The sequence below is a fragment of the candidate division KSB1 bacterium genome (genome assembly GCA_034506255.1).
Lineage (GTDB): Bacteria > Zhuqueibacterota > Zhuqueibacteria > Zhuqueibacterales > Zhuqueibacteraceae > Coneutiohabitans > Coneutiohabitans thermophilus.
The window spans coordinates 129318-145503 of the sequence record JAPDPX010000004.1; the positions used below are offsets into that span (position 1 = coordinate 129318).

Consider the following 16186-nt stretch of genomic DNA (forward strand, 5'->3'; position numbering starts at 1 on the left):
CAGTTTCTATGCCGGCGCGCGACAGTCAGCACCGGCGCTGCCACTTGAAACGGGATGAAGAAGATTTTTCTCCCTTCCGGAGATGCGCCCCGAGCAGCGCTCAGTGCACCACCGTCAGACTCGTGTGCCACTCGCCCGCGGCAGTGGTCGCGACAATTACATACCTGCCCGCCGGGATATGTCTCCATGCCAGTTGCATCTGATTGAACCCCGCCTGCGCCCGGCCCGAGGTGCGTGCCACGACCCGGCCGAGCAAATCCAGCATGCGAATCTCCACCGGGCCGGCGCGAGGCAGCGAGAAGGAAAGTTTGACCTGCTGCCGCGCGGGATTGGGATGTGCCTGCAGTGCATAGTGCCGGGGCGGGGCGGTCTGCGCCGATCGCACGGCACTGCCCGCGCCGAGGTGCACCAGGCGGATGGCATCCACGCACACATAAGCGGGCGACGCCGTGCCGGCCGCCTGGTCCGTCACCACCACGCAATCCCCCGCTGCCAGCTCGAATTCCCCCAGCACGTTCCACTTGCCCTGCGTCGCCAGATTGCTTTGATCCACCCGCACCAGCACGCTGTCGCCCGCATGAAAAATGAAAAACGGCGTGTTGCCGGCGCGATTGCCCGCCGGCACCCACCAGGCCGCAACTTCATACCGGCCCGCGGTTAGATTGCCGAATCGAAACACTGCACGATCCTGACCGACACCCACTTGATTCAAGCGCGCTTTGGTGGTGCCGTAGAACGGCGTGTTGGCGCTTTCGAACCAGGCGCCGCGCTCGCGATAGCAGCAGGAATCCCCGGTGTCGAAATAGAGCGTCTCACCCGGAATCGGCGGCTCGCTTTTCCCGGGCGCAAGCACAAAGGCGGAGGCCACCTCGCGCGGCACGCCGTCGGAAGGCCGGTTGATCAGCGTTTGTCCCACCACCAATGTCGAAGAGCCGCCACCATCGAGATTCACCGCCTCGACCGCGCCGAGCGCCAGCATGAACTGCGCCAGTTCGGTCAACGAAGCGCCGCGACTCGCGACTTGGCGGCCATCCACCACCATCAACAGCAGCCGGCCATCTGCCGTGTAACCCACTGCCGTGCGGGGATGGCGATCGTCGACGTTGCCGATGCCGGAACCGAAAAAAACTTCCTCCTCCCAGGTGATGCGCACGCTGCCATTGTGAATCAACACCGGCCCGCCGCCAATGGCATTCCACAGCGGCCAGGGCGCGCCATTTGCCGGAAAAGTCGCACTCGGCTGCGGCTGGGGCTGGCCCTGCTTGTTCGGACTCGGTTCCGGGTAGGCATAAGTGACGCCGGCCACGTCATAGATCCAGGCCACGTCCGGCGTGCCGTCGCGCAGCAGGCCAAACGCGGAGCGCGTGGGAAAGTACGTGACACCGTTGCGATTCAAAGCGCCAATATTGGGTGACAGCACCACCCCTCGGTCGGCGACCAGGCTGAAGGAAGCGGTGGTGCCGCCGCTGCTGCCGAAATAGCCGCCGTTGATCGCGATCCACGACTTGGCGCCGGCGGCAAATTGCGGAACGGTTTCCCTGCCATCGCTCTCATCGGAAAGCAGGGCTTGCGCCTGCCATGTGGTGTCGCGCAGATCGGCGCTCACATACCAGGCGTGAATTGGAACGGTGCTGTTGCTGGCCTCATAGACGCGCAGGCTGGCGGGCAGACTGGCGTTGAGATCCGCACGCGGCACCCAGGTCAGGGTGATTTGGCCTTGCGCTGCAACGGCCGCCAAAAGAAGCGGGAAAAGCGCGGACAATGTTGGGCGGCAGGACATGGTGGGCTCCTCATAGATCATGGCTGTACAAAATCTGCGTTTCACATTTTTTGTCGCAGCCCCTTCAGGGCTGCTGCCTGAAGGGCATGGCTCCAAGATGCAATTGGCATTCATGCTCGAAATTTGCCCGGCGGCGTATTCTTCCCGAATTTGGCACGCCGGCTCGCTGTTCTCCGGAAGAAATGGCGTGTTCACAAAACGCCGTCAGGAGTGAACTGTTTGTAGACAGGGGCATCTTGCGTGTCTTTAAACTCCGTCAGGAGTGGCCTGTAAAATTTCTCATGATCTGGCGCGGTTTTTTGAGCAGAGCCGGGCAGGTCACTCCTGACGGAGTTGACCGCAAGTTTGCCTGCAAAATTTTTTCTGCACCACCCCCCTGGTTGGCATAGGTGTCAAACTAAGATGCCAGGAGCGTTATTGTTGGTTTGAGATGGCCGGTTGTTCAGCGCCGTAATGTTTATAGAAAACCACAAATGCGCGATTAAAGCTCCGTAGGAACGATATGTGAATTGTCGAATGTGAACAGTTGACATAGCGCATTTACATGCCGCTCCTACGGAGCTTGGAAAATTACAGAATTCGCACGCCGTAAACATTCCACCCCCAACAGGGGTGGGACATGAGTCTCTAACTTGACACCTATGCCCCTGGGGGGTGGGCGTCGCGATCAAATCGGTCAAACTTTGCGTTCTTCGCGGCTTCGCGGTTCTGAATAATTTTGGGCAGGAGGCTTGGCGCTCAGCCGTCTGTAGCGCGAGATCGTAGCGCAGACATCTTGTCTGCAGGCAGGCTGGAAACCTGCGTTACGTTGTGTATTCTTGCAGTAATTTTTGTACTGCGTCTGTTCCCGGATGCCCGATTTGCCGGCCCACCTCGAGCGCTTGCCGGAGCAGGGGCAGGCCCTGCTCTTTTTGGCCGAGGGCGCAGAGCAGCTCGCCGAGACTGCGGGAAGAAGCAAAAATCAATTCAGCATAATTGATTTCCCGGGCGATTTGCAGGGCTGCGCGGAAGGCTTGCAGAGCTTGTTCCAGCTTTTCCTGCTGGCGATAAATGTGCGCAAGGTTGTTCAGTGTCGTGCCCTCGCCCTGCCGGTCGCCGATTTCGCGGAGAATCTTCAAACTCTGTTGCAAATACTCCAGCGCCGTGGCGTAATCCCCGCGCGCACGATAAATGTTGCCGATGTTACCCAGCGCCCTGCCCTCGACCGCCCGGTCGCCGATTTCGCGGCGAATCTTCAAACTTTGTTGCAAATAGTCCAGCGCCGTGGCGTAATCCCCGGCCGCATCATAGATCTGACTGATGTTGTTCAGCGTCGCGCCCTCGCCCTGCCGGTCGCCGATTTCGCGGCTTATTTTCAAACTCTCTTCCAAATACGAAAGCGCCGTGGCGTAATCCCCGGCCGCACGATAAATGTTGCCGATGTTACCCAGCGTCGCGCCCTCGCCCGCCCGGTCGCCGAGTTTTTTCCTTATTGACCGGCTCTTCTCATAATGCCTCAGGGCTTCGTTCAAATCTCCCAAGTAATCATACAGCAGGCCGAGACGATTCAACAAGTCGGCACGAATCGCCATGATCTCCGGCGTATCAGCTTTCTCATGCACTTCGTATTCGGCCAGCAAATTGGCGAGGAGTTGAGTGCGTTGCTTTTTCTCTGCGAGCGTCAATCGGGCCAGCACCATGCTGCCGCGTTCGGGTTCGAATTGGCCCCACATTTTTTCAAGCTCAGCCTGCGGCGCGGCAAACTCGAACACGCCACTGCGCCAGGCCCAGAAATCCGGCGCGCCTTCGATGATCGCCTGCAGCACGTATTCCGGCACCCACAAAACCAGCGGCCACGGAATGAGTTCGCGGAAATTTTCCCGCTTGTAATTGATCACCGCCAGCAGCGGGTGATAAACGGCCGAGGAGGAAATGGAGTTTTCCAGGCCATAAACAAAAATGGCACGCCGGGCAACGCTTGCGCCGGTTTGCGGTTTCTGGTCGCGGGTCTCGGGGGGCAGGCGGCGCGACAATTCGGCGAGCAGGTCGGCAATGGGTGCGGTGAATTCGATCTCGAGGAAGGTGAAGCCCTGCGGTTCGAGCCGGCGGCGGATTTCCTGCACCAGTTGCGCGCGCTGCACCGGCATATTCACGCGGGCGAAGGCGAGGGTGAAGCCCTGGGCGCGCGTCAACAGGCGCGTGAACGCCAGCAGCGTTTCCTGCTCGCCGGGGCTTTCTTGCAAAAATTCAGGTGCCAGCAGTCTTGTCTCACCGGCCTGCGCGCCTGGTTTTGCGGCCGGCTTTGGCGGCCGGTTTTTGGGGGAGGGCTTTTGGTTCATTTTCCCAGGCTTCTTGAAACTTGCGGGTTTCCTGCACCGCCGGATGCACATCCGCCCAGCGCTCGCCGTTTTGATATTCCAGGACGATCAAATGATACGGCAGCAAGGCATACTCGGCGTCGCTGGGCAGGCGCTTTTCGCGGTGGATGCGCACCAGACGCGGCAAATCCGCGTCTTTCACCAGACGATCATATTCCCGCACCAGGGCGCGAATGGCTTTGTCCACCGCCAGCGGGGTGATTTGCTCCGCGCTGTAGTCGCAGGCGTAGCGGAGGAGAATCATCAAGTCCCGGACATGGCCGCCGGAGGCCAGGCACAATTTGTCGACGCTCTTTTTATTCTTAAAAACGCTTTTGATCTGCACCCGTTGGACAACCACACGGCGCATGGCCTCGAGTCCCGCCGCGCAAATTGTGCCGTTCTCTTCCCGAATTTTGATCATCGGCAGCATGAGCGGCAGATCGGGATAGGCCTTGCTCAGGTTCTCGTTGAAGTAAATCGAAATGGGCACGGTGTAAATTGCATGGCAGTGCGGGGCTTTGAGATGATCGGCGTGTTCGAGATAAATGGCGCTGTGGGTGGTGCGCCAGCCTTTGTCATCCAGGGGATGCGGAATGATGCGGTCGAGGCTGTCGATGATGATGACCAGTCCCTCCTTGCCGCGCTCGCGCAATTGCTGCTGGAGCTTGTCGATGAGATCGTTCAAATCTTCGAGGAACTGCGCGGTGCGCTGCTGAATTTCCACGCGCAGTTGCTTTTTGTAGGTGGAGCCGCTGGTGAGGAAGCCGCGCACGGCGGCCATCATTTTGGCAAAGAACGGAATCTGCGGTTCGACGCGAAATTCGGTTTCGAGCGTGTTTTCGACGAGGTTGCGATCTTCTTTTTCGAGCGTGACTTTTGCCAGGCGCATGGCGAGGTCGTCCAAACGGCCGGCATCCAATTGCAAGCCGAGCGGGCTTTCGCGCACTTGCAAATCCAATTGCCGCATCATTGCCAGTAAAATATCGGCATAGTCGACATCGTTCATGTCAATTTCGAGAGCGGCGTCAAAATAAACGACGAAAAAACCTTCTCTTTCCAAACGATCTTTCAACAACAGCAGTTCGGTGGATTTGCCGCAACCGCGATGGCCGGCGAGCAATTGTTTGAGATGCTGCACTGGCTTGGCCGCCTCGGCACGAATGATGCGCTGGGCAATCATGTTGACGATGTGCTCATCCCCGCGCACCGGCGCACAATCGACGTAACGCGGATCGCCGGGCAAAAGCGGCTGCTCGGGATTGACGGCGTTGTAGGTTTCGGTGATGTTGGTGGCAAGCTTGAAGGTCGGGGCAGTTGCCGGCATACTGTACTCATCGAGTTTGAAGTTCCCTGACGGGCGGTGCGCTGCGCCCGTCGCCGCAATATGCGACACGTCGTGCTGCAGATCAAGGAGAATGTGGCGGGCATGGAAGTGGAGACGGCCAGCGCTGCGCAGCGCCGGCCGTTTGCAGCAAATCGACAATGCGGGCAGTGGCCCCGGCTTTGGCGGCGACAAACGCGCGGCATTGCCGGCCCAGCTCCCTGCAAACCGCGGGATCTTGCAGCAGCGCCAGCAGCCCGGCGGTGCAGGTTGCCACATCGGTGACGACTCTGCCCAGCCCCGCGTTTTTCATTTCGAGAGCTTCGGGTGAATTGTTCATGCGCGGACCGAACAGCACGGGTATGCCGTGTGCCGCGGCCTCGAGCACGCTGTGGACACCCGGGCCAAAGCTGCCGCCGACAAAGGCGATCTGTCCCGCGCCATAAAGCTCGGCCAGAACACCAATGCGATCGACCAGCAGGATCGCAGCCCCTCCTGCAGCCGCGGGCTGTGAGAGCCGGGCGGCAGGCAGGTGAAGTTCCTGAAAGCGCTGCTCGAGCCCGGCGAGATGTGCGGCGGTCGGCTCATGCGGCACGAGGATCATCCGCAAGCCGGGCACCTGCTGCCGCGCCGCCACGAAAGCGGGCAGCAGCACTTCCTCATCGGAGGGCCAGGTGCTGCCGGCAACCAACACCGGGGCTTCCGGCCGCCAGTTGGCGGGCAAAATCCTGCCGAGATCTGCCTGCTGTGCGCGCAGCAGCACTTGATCATAGCGCGTATCGCCGAGAATGCGCAGCCGTTCGGGATGGCGCAGCAGCGGTTGCAAACTCTCCGCCGCGGCCGGAGAGACGGCGGCGATCACTGCGAAGTTGGCCAGGATCTCGCGATGGAAGTGTCGCACGCCCGGCCAGTAACGCCTGGTGGCGGCGTTGGCGCTCACGCTGGCATTCGCGAGCAGCAGGAAAACGCCGCGGCGCCGCGCCTGCCAGATGAAGTTGGGCCAGTAGTCATGGCGAATCACCACGCCGGCAGCGGGATTGACCAGCGCCAGGAAGCGGCGGGCATTGGTGAGAGTGTCGATCGGCAAATAGCACATCACTTCCGCGGGCAAGTTTTGGCGGGAGAGATTCTGGTAAGCACTGGGCGAGAAGACGGTGAGCACACGCACGCTGTGGGGAAAATGCCTGCCGAGCTCGAGCAGAATGGGTTTGGCCTGTTCGCATTCGCCCAGCGAGGCGGCATGCAGCCAAAAGCGCGGGCGGTCGGGCGGAAAGGCAGCCATTTGCTCCGCCAGGCCGGCAAACAAATGGGCACGCCCCTGACGGCCCAGCCTGATTTTGGCGCCGGTGCGCGTGCGGCCCAGCAGCGTGGCGACGAGGTGAAAGAGGACAAAAAGAAAAGGGATGGCGAGAAGATTGTAGAACGCCATCCACAAGGCAGTGCGCAGTTTGTTCACGGGACGAGGCAGCGAATGGCTTGCCACCATAGGGGGAGAGACGGCGGTGCAGTGCGCACCCGCGTGGCAGCCCAACGAAAAAAATCAGACGGCGAGACACGCGCAAACGGGGGCGTCATATCCGGGAGAGGCCGCCGCTCGTAATTTCGCCACACCGGCAGGTGCCGGCAGTCGCACTCACTTGGGCTTGACCGGAATCTGCTTGTAATCTTCGCCGATGATCAGGGTCGCGGCCACCAAGCGTTCCGGGCTGGCCTGGTAAACCACATACTCTTCCGGCAGGCCGAGGATTTTGGCGATCTTCAGGCCGTTTTCCATGTTTTTCGAGCGCCGGTCGTAAATGTAGGTGCGCGGCACATTGACACCGCCCTCGTAGTTGGTGACGGTGACGGGGTCAAAGCCCTGCGCTCTGAGCAGGTCGGCATACTTGCGCGCCAGGCCGCTGACGCCACAGCCGTTGAGCACCTCGATCTTGGCATTTTCCGCGGTTGGTGCCTCCGCGAGAGTCTCCGCACTCATCGGCCGCTCGGTGCCGGAGAGAAAATGCTTGCTGACGAATGAAACGATCAACACCACGTTGATGATGCCCAGGCCCCACAGGGCGACCGAGAGGAATCCGTTCTTCAAATTGTAGCTTCCTTTCGTGCCCGTGCGCCTGGCCATCGCCCGCGGGCTGCCCGCAGGCGAAGAGGTGCTCTTTGACCGGCTCGGGGTTGCCATACGTTGCTTCGGCACGCTCCGTTTCCTCAACTTGAACCTTGATGATCCGACAAAAAAATGACCCGCACGGGCGAGTCATTGATGCACTCGGTTTATTTGTCGCCGGGCAGGGGCGTCAGCGCGGGCGCCGGATCCCACCAGCGGTCATAATGACGGTACGGCAGGTAAGAAGAAGAAGGGTAACTGCTGAACTGCACGCTCAGTGCGGTGTTGCGGCCCGGCCGGTATTCCAGGCGGGCGCCGGAAAGGAAGAAACCGTTTTGATTGAGCCCGCGCACGCCGAAGGCGCCCAGCGGCTGATTGCGCACGCCCCACTGCAGCGCCACCTGCAGGTTGTCGGCTACGCGGTAGCCCATGGTGTTCAAATAAAGGCCCTGGCTGAAGCCCTGACCGCCCAGGCTCAGGTAGGACAGCGAATAACTTTGCTGCATGCTGAAGCGGTTGGGATTCAAACCCAGCAGACCGATCAAGCCCTGCGGCTGGTTGAAGGGTGCCGTCAACAAACTCGGGAAGGAAACCGGCCGGGTCTGTTCTTGCAACTGTGCCGTGGCGAGTGTCGGCGTGATCAGCACCAACAGAACGAAGGTGATCTTCTTCATGATGGCTTGCTCCTCGTGTTGCGTCGATCCGTGCTTGATACCTGCCTCGCTTCCGCCTCAGTGAACTTGCGATTTTTGCACGCATTAAATAGTAAATTTTGTCGGTAAAGTCAAACGGTTTTTCGGCTGTCCCCGGCTAATCGCTTGCTTTTGGAGCGTGCAAAGTGTATGCTTGCACTGTGCCGTGCGTTGTCATCCCCGCTCATGGCGTCAGCGTGCCCGGCAAGAAACCATTCAAGGAAGACAAGTCATGAAATTGCCTCCGGCGTTTTTGCTGTTCCCGCTTTTCCTGCTTTTTCTTTCCGGTTGCGACTCTCACCAAGCCGAATCGCCGCTGCATGCGACACGCTACTCCCGCATTCTGCCGGCGGCTGAGAAGGAAGGCGGCGGCGCGGAGGAGCTGTCCGCCGCCCACACCGTGGATTTAAAGATGTCGGCTGCCATTCCCTCCGCGCCGGTTGCTTCCGGGCGCCTGATCATCCAAACCGCCTCGCTCTCCTGCGAGGTTGGGAACTTCGAGGAAACCGCCCGCCGCTTGCGCGCCCTGGTCGAGGAGAGTGGCGGCTATCTCGTCTCGTCGGAAACCCGCAGCGACGAGGATGGGCGCCAGTCCGGCACGCTGGTGCTGCGCGTGCCCGCGGACAAATTCGAGACCACGCTGGCCGCGCTCAAAAGGCTGGTCAAAAAAGTGGAGAACGAGAATATCAGCGGCAACGACGTGACCGAGGAGTTTTATGATCTCAGCGCACGGCTGAACAACAAGCGCCGGGCGGAGCAACGCTTTCTGGAGATTCTCAAAACCGCGGTCAAAACCACGGAGATTCTGGAGGTCGAGCAGGCACTCGCCAATGTGCGCGAGGAAATCGAACGGCTGGAGGGCCGGCAGCGCTATCTTTCCGATCAAGTGGCATTGTCGACCATCACCGTGTTCTGGCATGAGCCGCGGCCGCTGATCACCACCGGCCGCGACAGCTTTTGGGGCAAACTCAAACGCGGCTTTGAAAACGGGCTCGCGGGCTTTGGCGACGTATTGAGCGGCACCATCACGTTTGTGATTGCAGTATTGCCGCTGGTGCCGGTGTTTTGGCTGGCGGGCTGGGGCATGCGAAAATGGTATCGCCGCTTCCGAGGACATCCGCCGGCGGCTGCCGGCAAATAATGCAAACGACAACACGGCGTTGCCGCCCCGGAACACAATGTGAAGACACAGGGCAGTGTGCGGGAACAATCGGTGGCGCCGTGCCGGCGGTGTGATGCAATCACCCGGCAGCGCCCGCCGCACGCGCGTGATGATGCCACCGCCCGGCCGTCTCTGCCCACACATCGGCGGTGAGCATTCGAGGAGCATTGCCATGAAGCTCTTTTCTCCGGAAACCTGGGTTTCCTTCATTCCCAACGGTCTGGGCCAGGTCAAACCCAATCACTACTGGGAAATGGCAAAAGCGGTGTGGCAGAACCGCGATCAATTGCCGTTCGCCTGGCGCATTCTCAAACAGGGCGTGTGCGATGGGTGCGCGCTCGGCACCGCCGGCATGCGCGATTTCACGCTGCCGGGCGTGCATCTCTGCATGGTACGCCTTCATCTCATGCGCTTGAACACGGCGCCGGCGCTGGACATTCGTGCGCTGGCGGATGTGACGGCGGGCTGGCGGGGCAACCGGCCGCTGCAGGAGATGAATGCCGCCGAGCTGCGCCGCCTGGGCCGCCTGCCCTACCCCATGATCCGGCGCGCCGGGGAGAAGGGATTTCAGCGGCTGACCTGGGAGGAAGCGTATGGCATCCTTGCTGCAAGGATTCGTGCCACGCAGCCAAACCGCCTCGGCTTTTACCTGACCTCGCGCGGCCTGACCAACGAGGTGTACTACGTCGCGCAAAAGGTGGCGCGTTTCCTCGGCACCAACAACATCGACAATTCTGCACGCATCTGCCACGCGCCCAGCACGGTTGCACTCAAGCAGATGCTGGGCGTGCCGGCCGCCACCTGCTCCTATCGTGATTGGCTGGGCACCGATTTGCTGGTCTTCATCGGCAGTGACACACCCAATAACCAGCCGGTGACGACGAAGTACATGTATTACGCCAAGAAGCAGGGCACCAGGATCGTGGTCATCAATCCCTACCGCGAACCGGGCCTGGAACGCTACTGGGTGCCTTCGGTGTTCGAAAGCGCATGGTTCGGCACCCGGCTCGCCGATGCCTTCTTTCATGTGCACATTGGCGGGGACATTGCCTTTCTCAACGGAGCGATCAAACACATGCTCGCCGCCGGCTGGGTCGATCGCGATTTCATTCAACAGCACACCGCAGGGTTCGACGCGCTGCAGGCCGCACTGGCACAACAAAGCTGGCAGGAGCTGGAGCAGGCTGCAGGCGCGAGTGCGGCGGACATGCAGGCTTTCGCCCAAATGGTGGCGAATGCGAAGACCGCGGTGTTCGTGTGGAGCATGGGCATCACCCAGCACCGGCACGGCGTGGAAAACGTCAAGGCGATCATCAACCTCGCGCTCACCCGGGGTTTTGTCGGGCGGGAGAAGTGCGGGCTGGTGCCGATTCGCGGACACAGCGGCGTGCAGGCGGGCGCGGAAGTCGGCGCGGTGCCCAACCTTCTGCCCGGCGGTGTGCCGGTGAATGAGGAAAACGCGCGGCAGCTTGCCGCGCAGTGGGGCTTTGCCGTGCCTGCGCACCAGGGGCTTTCCGCGGTGGAAATGATTGAAGCGGCGCATGACGGCGGTCTGGAGCTGTTGTATGCCGCTGGCGGCAATTTTCTCGAAACCCTGCCGGATCCGGCGTTCGTGCGCGCCGCGCTCGCCGCCCTGCCGTGGCGCGTGCATCAGGACATCGTGCTCTCGCCGCAAATGTTCGTGGCGCCCGGGGAGGCGGTGCTGTTGCTGCCGGCGCGCACCCGGTACGAGCAAGCCGGCGGCGGCACGGAAACTTCCACCGAGCGCCGCATTTACTTTTCCCCCGAAATTTCCGGCCGCCGCGTCGGCGAATCCAAAAGTGAATGGGAAATCTTCATGGAGCTCGCCGAGCGGGTTTATCCGGAGCGCCGCCCTCTGATTCATTTCGACAGTGCGCAGCACATCCGCGAAGAAATTGCCCGCACCGTGCCATTTTATGACGGCATTCAACATTTGCGTCAAAGCGGGGATGCCCTGCAGTGGGGCGGGCCGCACCTGTGTGAAGGCTGGCACTTCCCCACGGCCAGCGGCCGGGCGCATTTTGCCGTGCTCTCTCCGCCGCCGCGCCCGGCCGGCACCAATCTGTTCATGGTGACCACCCGCCGCGGCAAACAGTTCAACAGCATGGTGCATGCCGAACGCGATCCGCTCACCGGCGCGCGCCGCAACGATATTTTCATGAACGCCGATGATGCGCGGCGCCTGGGCTTGCGCGAGGGCGATTGGGCCGTGCTCAAAAATCATCTCGGGGAATATCGCGGCCGCATCAAGCTTGCGGCCATCCGGTCCGGCAACTTGGAAGTGCACTGGCCGGAGGGCAATGTTCTCATTCAGCGCGGCGTGACCGACCCGGCCTGCGGCATTCCGGACTACAACACCACCGTCGAGGTCGTGCCCGCCGGCTGAGGTCCGCTGCCCGCCCCCACCCGTGCGGGCGAAATGGCCGGTATGCCTGACAAAGCCGGGGGCGGGTTGCGCCACCCTGCGGCCGCAGCAAGGGCCAGCCCGGCGGCACAACACCGGCACAAGCCGGATCGCCCCGGCTTGCATGGGGGAGCGCAGACCTCTTGTGTCGTCAAGCCGGGAGGCCTGCGCCGTGATCCAACAGGTAACGGAGGGATTGCCGCAAGCCGCAATCCTCCCTTGCTTTTTGCATGGTGGATGCGTATTTTCGGCCGCTTGACAGCCACTGGGAGAGACATGGTCGAGGCGCAGTTTTACAACAAGCTGGATAACGGCAAGACGCTCTGTTATCTCTGCCCGCGCTACTGCGAGATCGGCGAGGGACAGACCGGTTTCTGCTTCGTTCGCAAGAACGAAGATGGAGTGTTGTATTCGCTGGCCTACGGCAATCCCTACGCCGTTCACATCGATCCCATCGAAAAGAAACCGCTCTCACATTTTCTCCCCGGCACAGAAATCCTTTCGCTTGGCACCGCCGGCTGCAATCTCGGCTGCAAATTTTGCCAGAATTGGGATATTTCGAAGGCGCGTTACGATCATGCACGCGCCACGCCCTTTCCGCCGGAAAAGGTGGTGGCCACGGCGCTGGAATACGGCTGCCCCAGCATCGCATTCACTTACAACGACCCGGTGATTTGGGCGGAATACGCCATCGACACTGCCAGGGCCGCGCACGCCGCCGGCCTGAAGACCGTGATGGTCACGGCCGGCTACGTGACAGCGGAAGCGTTGCCGGCCATTTTCGATCACATGGATGCTGCCAACGTCGATCTCAAGGCTTTTACCGACAATTTTTACCGCAAGACCTGTCTGGCGCGGCTGCAGCCGGTGCTGGAAACACTCGAAGCGCTCAAGCGCCGCGGCACGACGTGGTTCGAGATCACCAATCTCATCATCCCCACGCTCAACGACACGCGTGCGGAGTTGCAGGCGATGTGCGGGTGGATTCTCGAGCATCTCGGGCCGGAGGTGCCGCTGCATTTTACCGGTTTTCATCCCGACTTCAAACTGATGCACCTGCCGCCCACGCCGCCGCAAACTCTGGAGTCGGCGCGGCGGCTCGCCATGGAGATGGGGATGCACTATGTCTACATTGGCAACGTCGTCACCCGGGAGGGCAACAACACCTATTGCCCGGGGTGCGGTGCGTTGCTGATTCGCCGCTCCTGGCACAGCGTGCAGCAAATCAATTTGCAGGAGGGACGGTGCCCGCGCTGCGGCCATCACGTGCCGCTCATCACCGCGGAGCCGGCCCGGCACCGTATACCCGCGGCGCCGCGCTATGAGGTGCTGGCTTGAAGGCAGCGTCCGGCGGACCCGGGCGGGAATCCCGGGGGGCAGGGGAGTGTGTCTGTACAGGAAGGTCAGGACTGTCATGAGAGATCATCAATTCGCGCTCGAGGAATGCTGATTTTAAGACGCAAAGATCATGATTCCCCCGCGCCCATCTCCGAACGCGGAAAGGATGCCGGTCTGAAAGTGGAGACGCCCCACCCCGCCCCGGACACCTATGTGCCGCGCTTGTTGCTGGTGGACGGCCAGGCCAAACGCAATGACGAGCTGTTGCAAGCGCTGCGCGAAAACGGCATGGAGGTGAACCTCACCCATTCGGCACAGCACGCGCTCAGTCTGCTGCAACAGAAATTTTGCGACGCCCTGCTGCTGGAGATTCCGGCAGTGGACATGCCGGCCTCCCAGATGGTGGCAGTGACCCGCAACCGCTTCCCTTTCCTGCCGATCATCGTGCTGGCCGACAAAAGCCGGATGAACGATGCCATTGGTGCACTCAACGCCGGCGCGCTGCACCTGATTCCCATGCCCTGCCAGCCGCGCCAGGCGATCAGCGCTTTGCGCAAAATCCTGGTCTTCACGTACGACACCATCAAACCCGCCCGTTTGCTGCCCGGCCTGCGCCAAACCCTGCGCTTCGAACTGCCCAGCAGTCTCGACTACGTGACCGGCGCCGCCAACCAGCTCACCGAGATGTTCGTGCGTCTCGGCATCATCAGTCTGGAGGAAATCAACATCAAAATTGCCATCGTCGAAGCCCTGACCAACGCCATGGAACACGGTCACCACTTTGACGCCAGCCTGCGTGTCAAGGTCGAAGCCAGGGTCGACGAACACCTGGGTGAAATCAAGATTACCGACAGCGGCAGGGGTTTCAACCACCGTCAATTGCCCGACCCGACCGCCCCCGAGAATCTCTACAAGCCGCGTGGCCGCGGCATCTACATGATGTACCGCCTCATGGATGAAGTGCATTTCAACCGCAAAGGAAACAGTGTGCGTTTGATCAAATACCGCCGGCCCTTTGAACCCGGCATCAGTTGATTGCAGTGCGCGAACCTTCGACTCCGCCTGTTTCCCCCACCTCAGGATGATGATGCCGCTGATGCGCGGCTGCTGTGCAGCAGGACCGGCCGGCGGGGAGGGCCGGGGGTTGTTTCTGCGCACCGTTCTTCCCATGTTACCGGCTGGGTGGACACACAAGCCCAGCCTCCCGATTCCTACCCGGAAAGGAGCCGTCTTATGTCATTTGTTGCAGAGCTGGAGCCCCGCAACCTGTGGAAACATTTTGACGAGATTCTCAAGATCCCCCGCGGCTCAGGCAATGAAAAGGCGATACGGGAATACGTCATCAGTATCGCCCAAAAGAACGGCCTCAGCTACCAGCAGGATGCGGCCGGCAATCTGGTGGTGAAGAAACCGGCCACCAGCGGCCGCGAGCAGGCAGCCCTCACCGTGCTGCAGTGCCATCTCGACATGGTGAACGACAAGAACTCCGATGTGCAGCACGATTTCAGCAAGGATCCCATCCTCCCGCGCCGCGAAGGTGATTATCTTTATGCCACCGGCACCACTCTGGGGTCGGACAACGGCATCGGTGTGGCTTCGGCTCTGGCGCTGATGGAGGCCAAAGATGTGCCCCATGGTCCGCTCGAGCTTTTGTTTACCGTCGATGAGGAGACCGGCCTGACCGGCGCCAACAACCTGGCGGAGGATCTGCTCAACGGCCGGCAACTCATCAACCTCGATACCGAGGAAGAAGGTGCGCTCTATGTCGGCTGTGCCGGCGGCGCGGGCACGGATTTGCTGCTGCCACTCAAGGAAGACCGGGTGGAAAAGGGCATGCAAGCGCTGCGGCTGAAACTCGCCGGTCTGCGCGGCGGGCATTCCGGGGTGGATATTCATCTGCAGCGCGGCAACGCCACCAAGCTGCTGGCGCGCGCCCTGTACAGTCTGCTCAACACCACCGCGCTGCGTTTCCGGCTGGCGGGTTTTGCCGGCGGCAACAAGCACAATGCCATTCCGCGTGAAGCCTTCGCCACCGTGCTGGTCTCCGCCAAGAAGCAGAATGATTTTCTCACGGCCCTGCAGGCGCAAATTGACGCCATTCGCAGCGAATATGCCACGGTTGATCCCAACCTCAATCTGACCATCGAAAAAGCCCGCACCAAAACCTGCTGGACCGGCAAGACCACGCGCCGCGTGCTGGGCTTGTTGACGGCTCTGCCGCATGGCGTTCACATGATGAGCAACGACATCCCCGGCTTGGTGGAGACCAGCACCAACCTGGCGGTGGTGGAGACCCGCAAAAAGGGCTTGCACATCCACTGCAGCACGCGCAGCTCGGTGAACACCGCTTTGCAGGCACTGCGCGATCAAATCCGTGCCATCGGGGAAGCCTTTGGTGCGACGGTCACGGAGAGCGCAGGCTATCCCGGCTGGAAGCCCAATCTCGAGTCGCATGTGCTTCAGGTTGCCAAACAGGTGCACAAAGAACTCTTTGGCACCGAGCCGGCGGTGAAGGCCATTCATGCCGGCCTGGAGTGCGGGATTATTGGCATGAAATATCCCGGCATGGACATGGTGTCCCTCGGACCACAAATCGAATCCCCCCATTCGCCCGATGAGCGCGTGAAGATTCCCTCCGTGGCAAACTACTACCGTTTGCTGCTGGGTGTGTTGAAGAAACTCTCGGATTAGCGTGTTCGGCGCTGTGCTGTTTCATCATGAGTGGCAATCTGCCATGCTCGTTTGGGCACCCCTCAGGATGAAGATGAACTTTCGTCGTCGTCCCCTCAGGCACCGACCCTGAAGGGGCTACTCCAAAAGTATTTTCGGGTAATTTTGCAAATCCAGCATGATGAAAACGTAGCCCAGACCTTTTGTCTGCAGACAGGGGTGCCCGGGCCACGCCGCACGTTGCCCAGGGATTGCACGCCACGGCATTTTCATGCCGGAGGCGGCCTCGTGCGCCAGCGTCACAGCATTCGGGCAGGATGACAGTGAGGGTGGCCGTGTCTTTCAAGGTGGTCGTCTG

Annotated in this window: 12 protein-coding genes; 6 read left to right on the top strand and 6 right to left on the bottom strand. The window is 60.9% G+C overall.

Going from position 1 to position 16186, the window contains the following annotated elements; genetic code table 11:
- Window positions 1-100: 100 nt before the first annotated feature.
- Window positions 101-1780, bottom strand: a complete 1680-nt coding sequence (locus tag ONB52_09130) for a phosphodiester glycosidase family protein (GenBank protein ID MDZ7416305.1) — start codon at window positions 1778-1780, stop codon at window positions 101-103.
- Between the two features lie 19 nt (window positions 1781-1799).
- Between ONB52_09130 and ONB52_09135 the strand changes: the two genes are divergently transcribed.
- Window positions 1800-1994, top strand: a complete 195-nt coding sequence (locus ONB52_09135; protein MDZ7416306.1) for a hypothetical protein — start codon at window positions 1800-1802, stop codon at window positions 1992-1994.
- Window positions 1995-2583: 589 nt separating this feature from the next.
- Here ONB52_09135 and ONB52_09140 read toward each other — a convergent pair.
- From ONB52_09140 to ONB52_09160, 5 genes are all read right to left on the bottom strand, one after another.
- Window positions 2584-4002 (bottom strand): tetratricopeptide repeat protein, encoded by a 1419-nt coding sequence (locus ONB52_09140; protein ID MDZ7416307.1) that lies wholly within the window; start codon window positions 4000-4002, stop codon window positions 2584-2586.
- A 25-nt stretch (window positions 4003-4027) separates the two neighbouring features.
- A complete protein-coding gene (locus ONB52_09145) occupies window positions 4028-5443 on the bottom strand; it encodes an ATP-binding protein (protein MDZ7416308.1) in 1416 nt (471 codons plus the stop codon).
- Between the two features lie 82 nt (window positions 5444-5525).
- Complete coding sequence (locus ONB52_09150; GenBank protein ID MDZ7416309.1) at window positions 5526-6896, bottom strand: hypothetical protein; 1371 nt, start codon at window positions 6894-6896, stop codon at window positions 5526-5528.
- A 177-nt stretch (window positions 6897-7073) separates the two neighbouring features.
- Window positions 7074-7523, bottom strand: coding sequence for a LytR C-terminal domain-containing protein (locus tag ONB52_09155; GenBank protein ID MDZ7416310.1), 450 nt, complete (start codon window positions 7521-7523; stop codon window positions 7074-7076).
- Between the two features lie 185 nt (window positions 7524-7708).
- Window positions 7709-8215: a hypothetical protein gene (locus tag ONB52_09160; GenBank protein MDZ7416311.1), complete on the bottom strand. Its 507-nt coding sequence runs from the start codon at window positions 8213-8215 to the stop codon at window positions 7709-7711.
- A gap of 250 nt (window positions 8216-8465) precedes the next feature.
- Here ONB52_09160 and ONB52_09165 point away from each other — a divergent pair, with 250 nt between their 5' ends.
- From ONB52_09165 to ONB52_09185, 5 genes are all read left to right on the top strand, one after another.
- Complete coding sequence (locus ONB52_09165; protein MDZ7416312.1) at window positions 8466-9374, top strand: DUF4349 domain-containing protein; 909 nt, start codon at window positions 8466-8468, stop codon at window positions 9372-9374.
- Between the two features lie 193 nt (window positions 9375-9567).
- Window positions 9568-11802, top strand: coding sequence for an FdhF/YdeP family oxidoreductase (locus ONB52_09170; protein MDZ7416313.1), 2235 nt, complete (start codon window positions 9568-9570; stop codon window positions 11800-11802).
- Between the two features lie 294 nt (window positions 11803-12096).
- Complete coding sequence (gene amrS, locus ONB52_09175; protein MDZ7416314.1) at window positions 12097-13158, top strand: AmmeMemoRadiSam system radical SAM enzyme; 1062 nt, start codon at window positions 12097-12099, stop codon at window positions 13156-13158.
- Window positions 13159-13263: 105 nt separating this feature from the next.
- Window positions 13264-14193, top strand: coding sequence for an ATP-binding protein (locus tag ONB52_09180; protein ID MDZ7416315.1), 930 nt, complete (start codon window positions 13264-13266; stop codon window positions 14191-14193).
- Between the two features lie 198 nt (window positions 14194-14391).
- Complete coding sequence (locus tag ONB52_09185; protein ID MDZ7416316.1) at window positions 14392-15849, top strand: aminoacyl-histidine dipeptidase; 1458 nt, start codon at window positions 14392-14394, stop codon at window positions 15847-15849.
- The last annotated feature ends 337 nt before the right edge of the window (window positions 15850-16186 follow it).

Bases quoted from the DNA above. Each gene is read 5' to 3' on its own strand.
- ONB52_09180 (MDZ7416315.1), top strand. From the start codon at position 13,264: ATGCTGATTTTAAGACGCAAAGATCATGATTCCCCCGCGCCCATCTCC.
- ONB52_09170 (MDZ7416313.1), top strand. From the start codon at position 9,568: ATGAAGCTCTTTTCTCCGGAAACCTGGGTTTCCTTCATTCCCAACGGT.
- ONB52_09135 (MDZ7416306.1), top strand. From the start codon at position 1,800: ATGGCTGTACAAAATCTGCGTTTCACATTTTTTGTCGCAGCCCCTTCA.
- ONB52_09130 (MDZ7416305.1), bottom strand. From the start codon at position 1,780: ATGTCCTGCCGCCCAACATTGTCCGCGCTTTTCCCGCTTCTTTTGGCG.
- amrS (MDZ7416314.1), top strand. From the start codon at position 12,097: ATGGTCGAGGCGCAGTTTTACAACAAGCTGGATAACGGCAAGACGCTC.
- ONB52_09145 (MDZ7416308.1), bottom strand. From the start codon at position 5,443: ATGCCGGCAACTGCCCCGACCTTCAAGCTTGCCACCAACATCACCGAA.
- ONB52_09185 (MDZ7416316.1), top strand. From the start codon at position 14,392: ATGTCATTTGTTGCAGAGCTGGAGCCCCGCAACCTGTGGAAACATTTT.
- ONB52_09160 (MDZ7416311.1), bottom strand. From the start codon at position 8,215: ATGAAGAAGATCACCTTCGTTCTGTTGGTGCTGATCACGCCGACACTC.
- ONB52_09165 (MDZ7416312.1), top strand. From the start codon at position 8,466: ATGAAATTGCCTCCGGCGTTTTTGCTGTTCCCGCTTTTCCTGCTTTTT.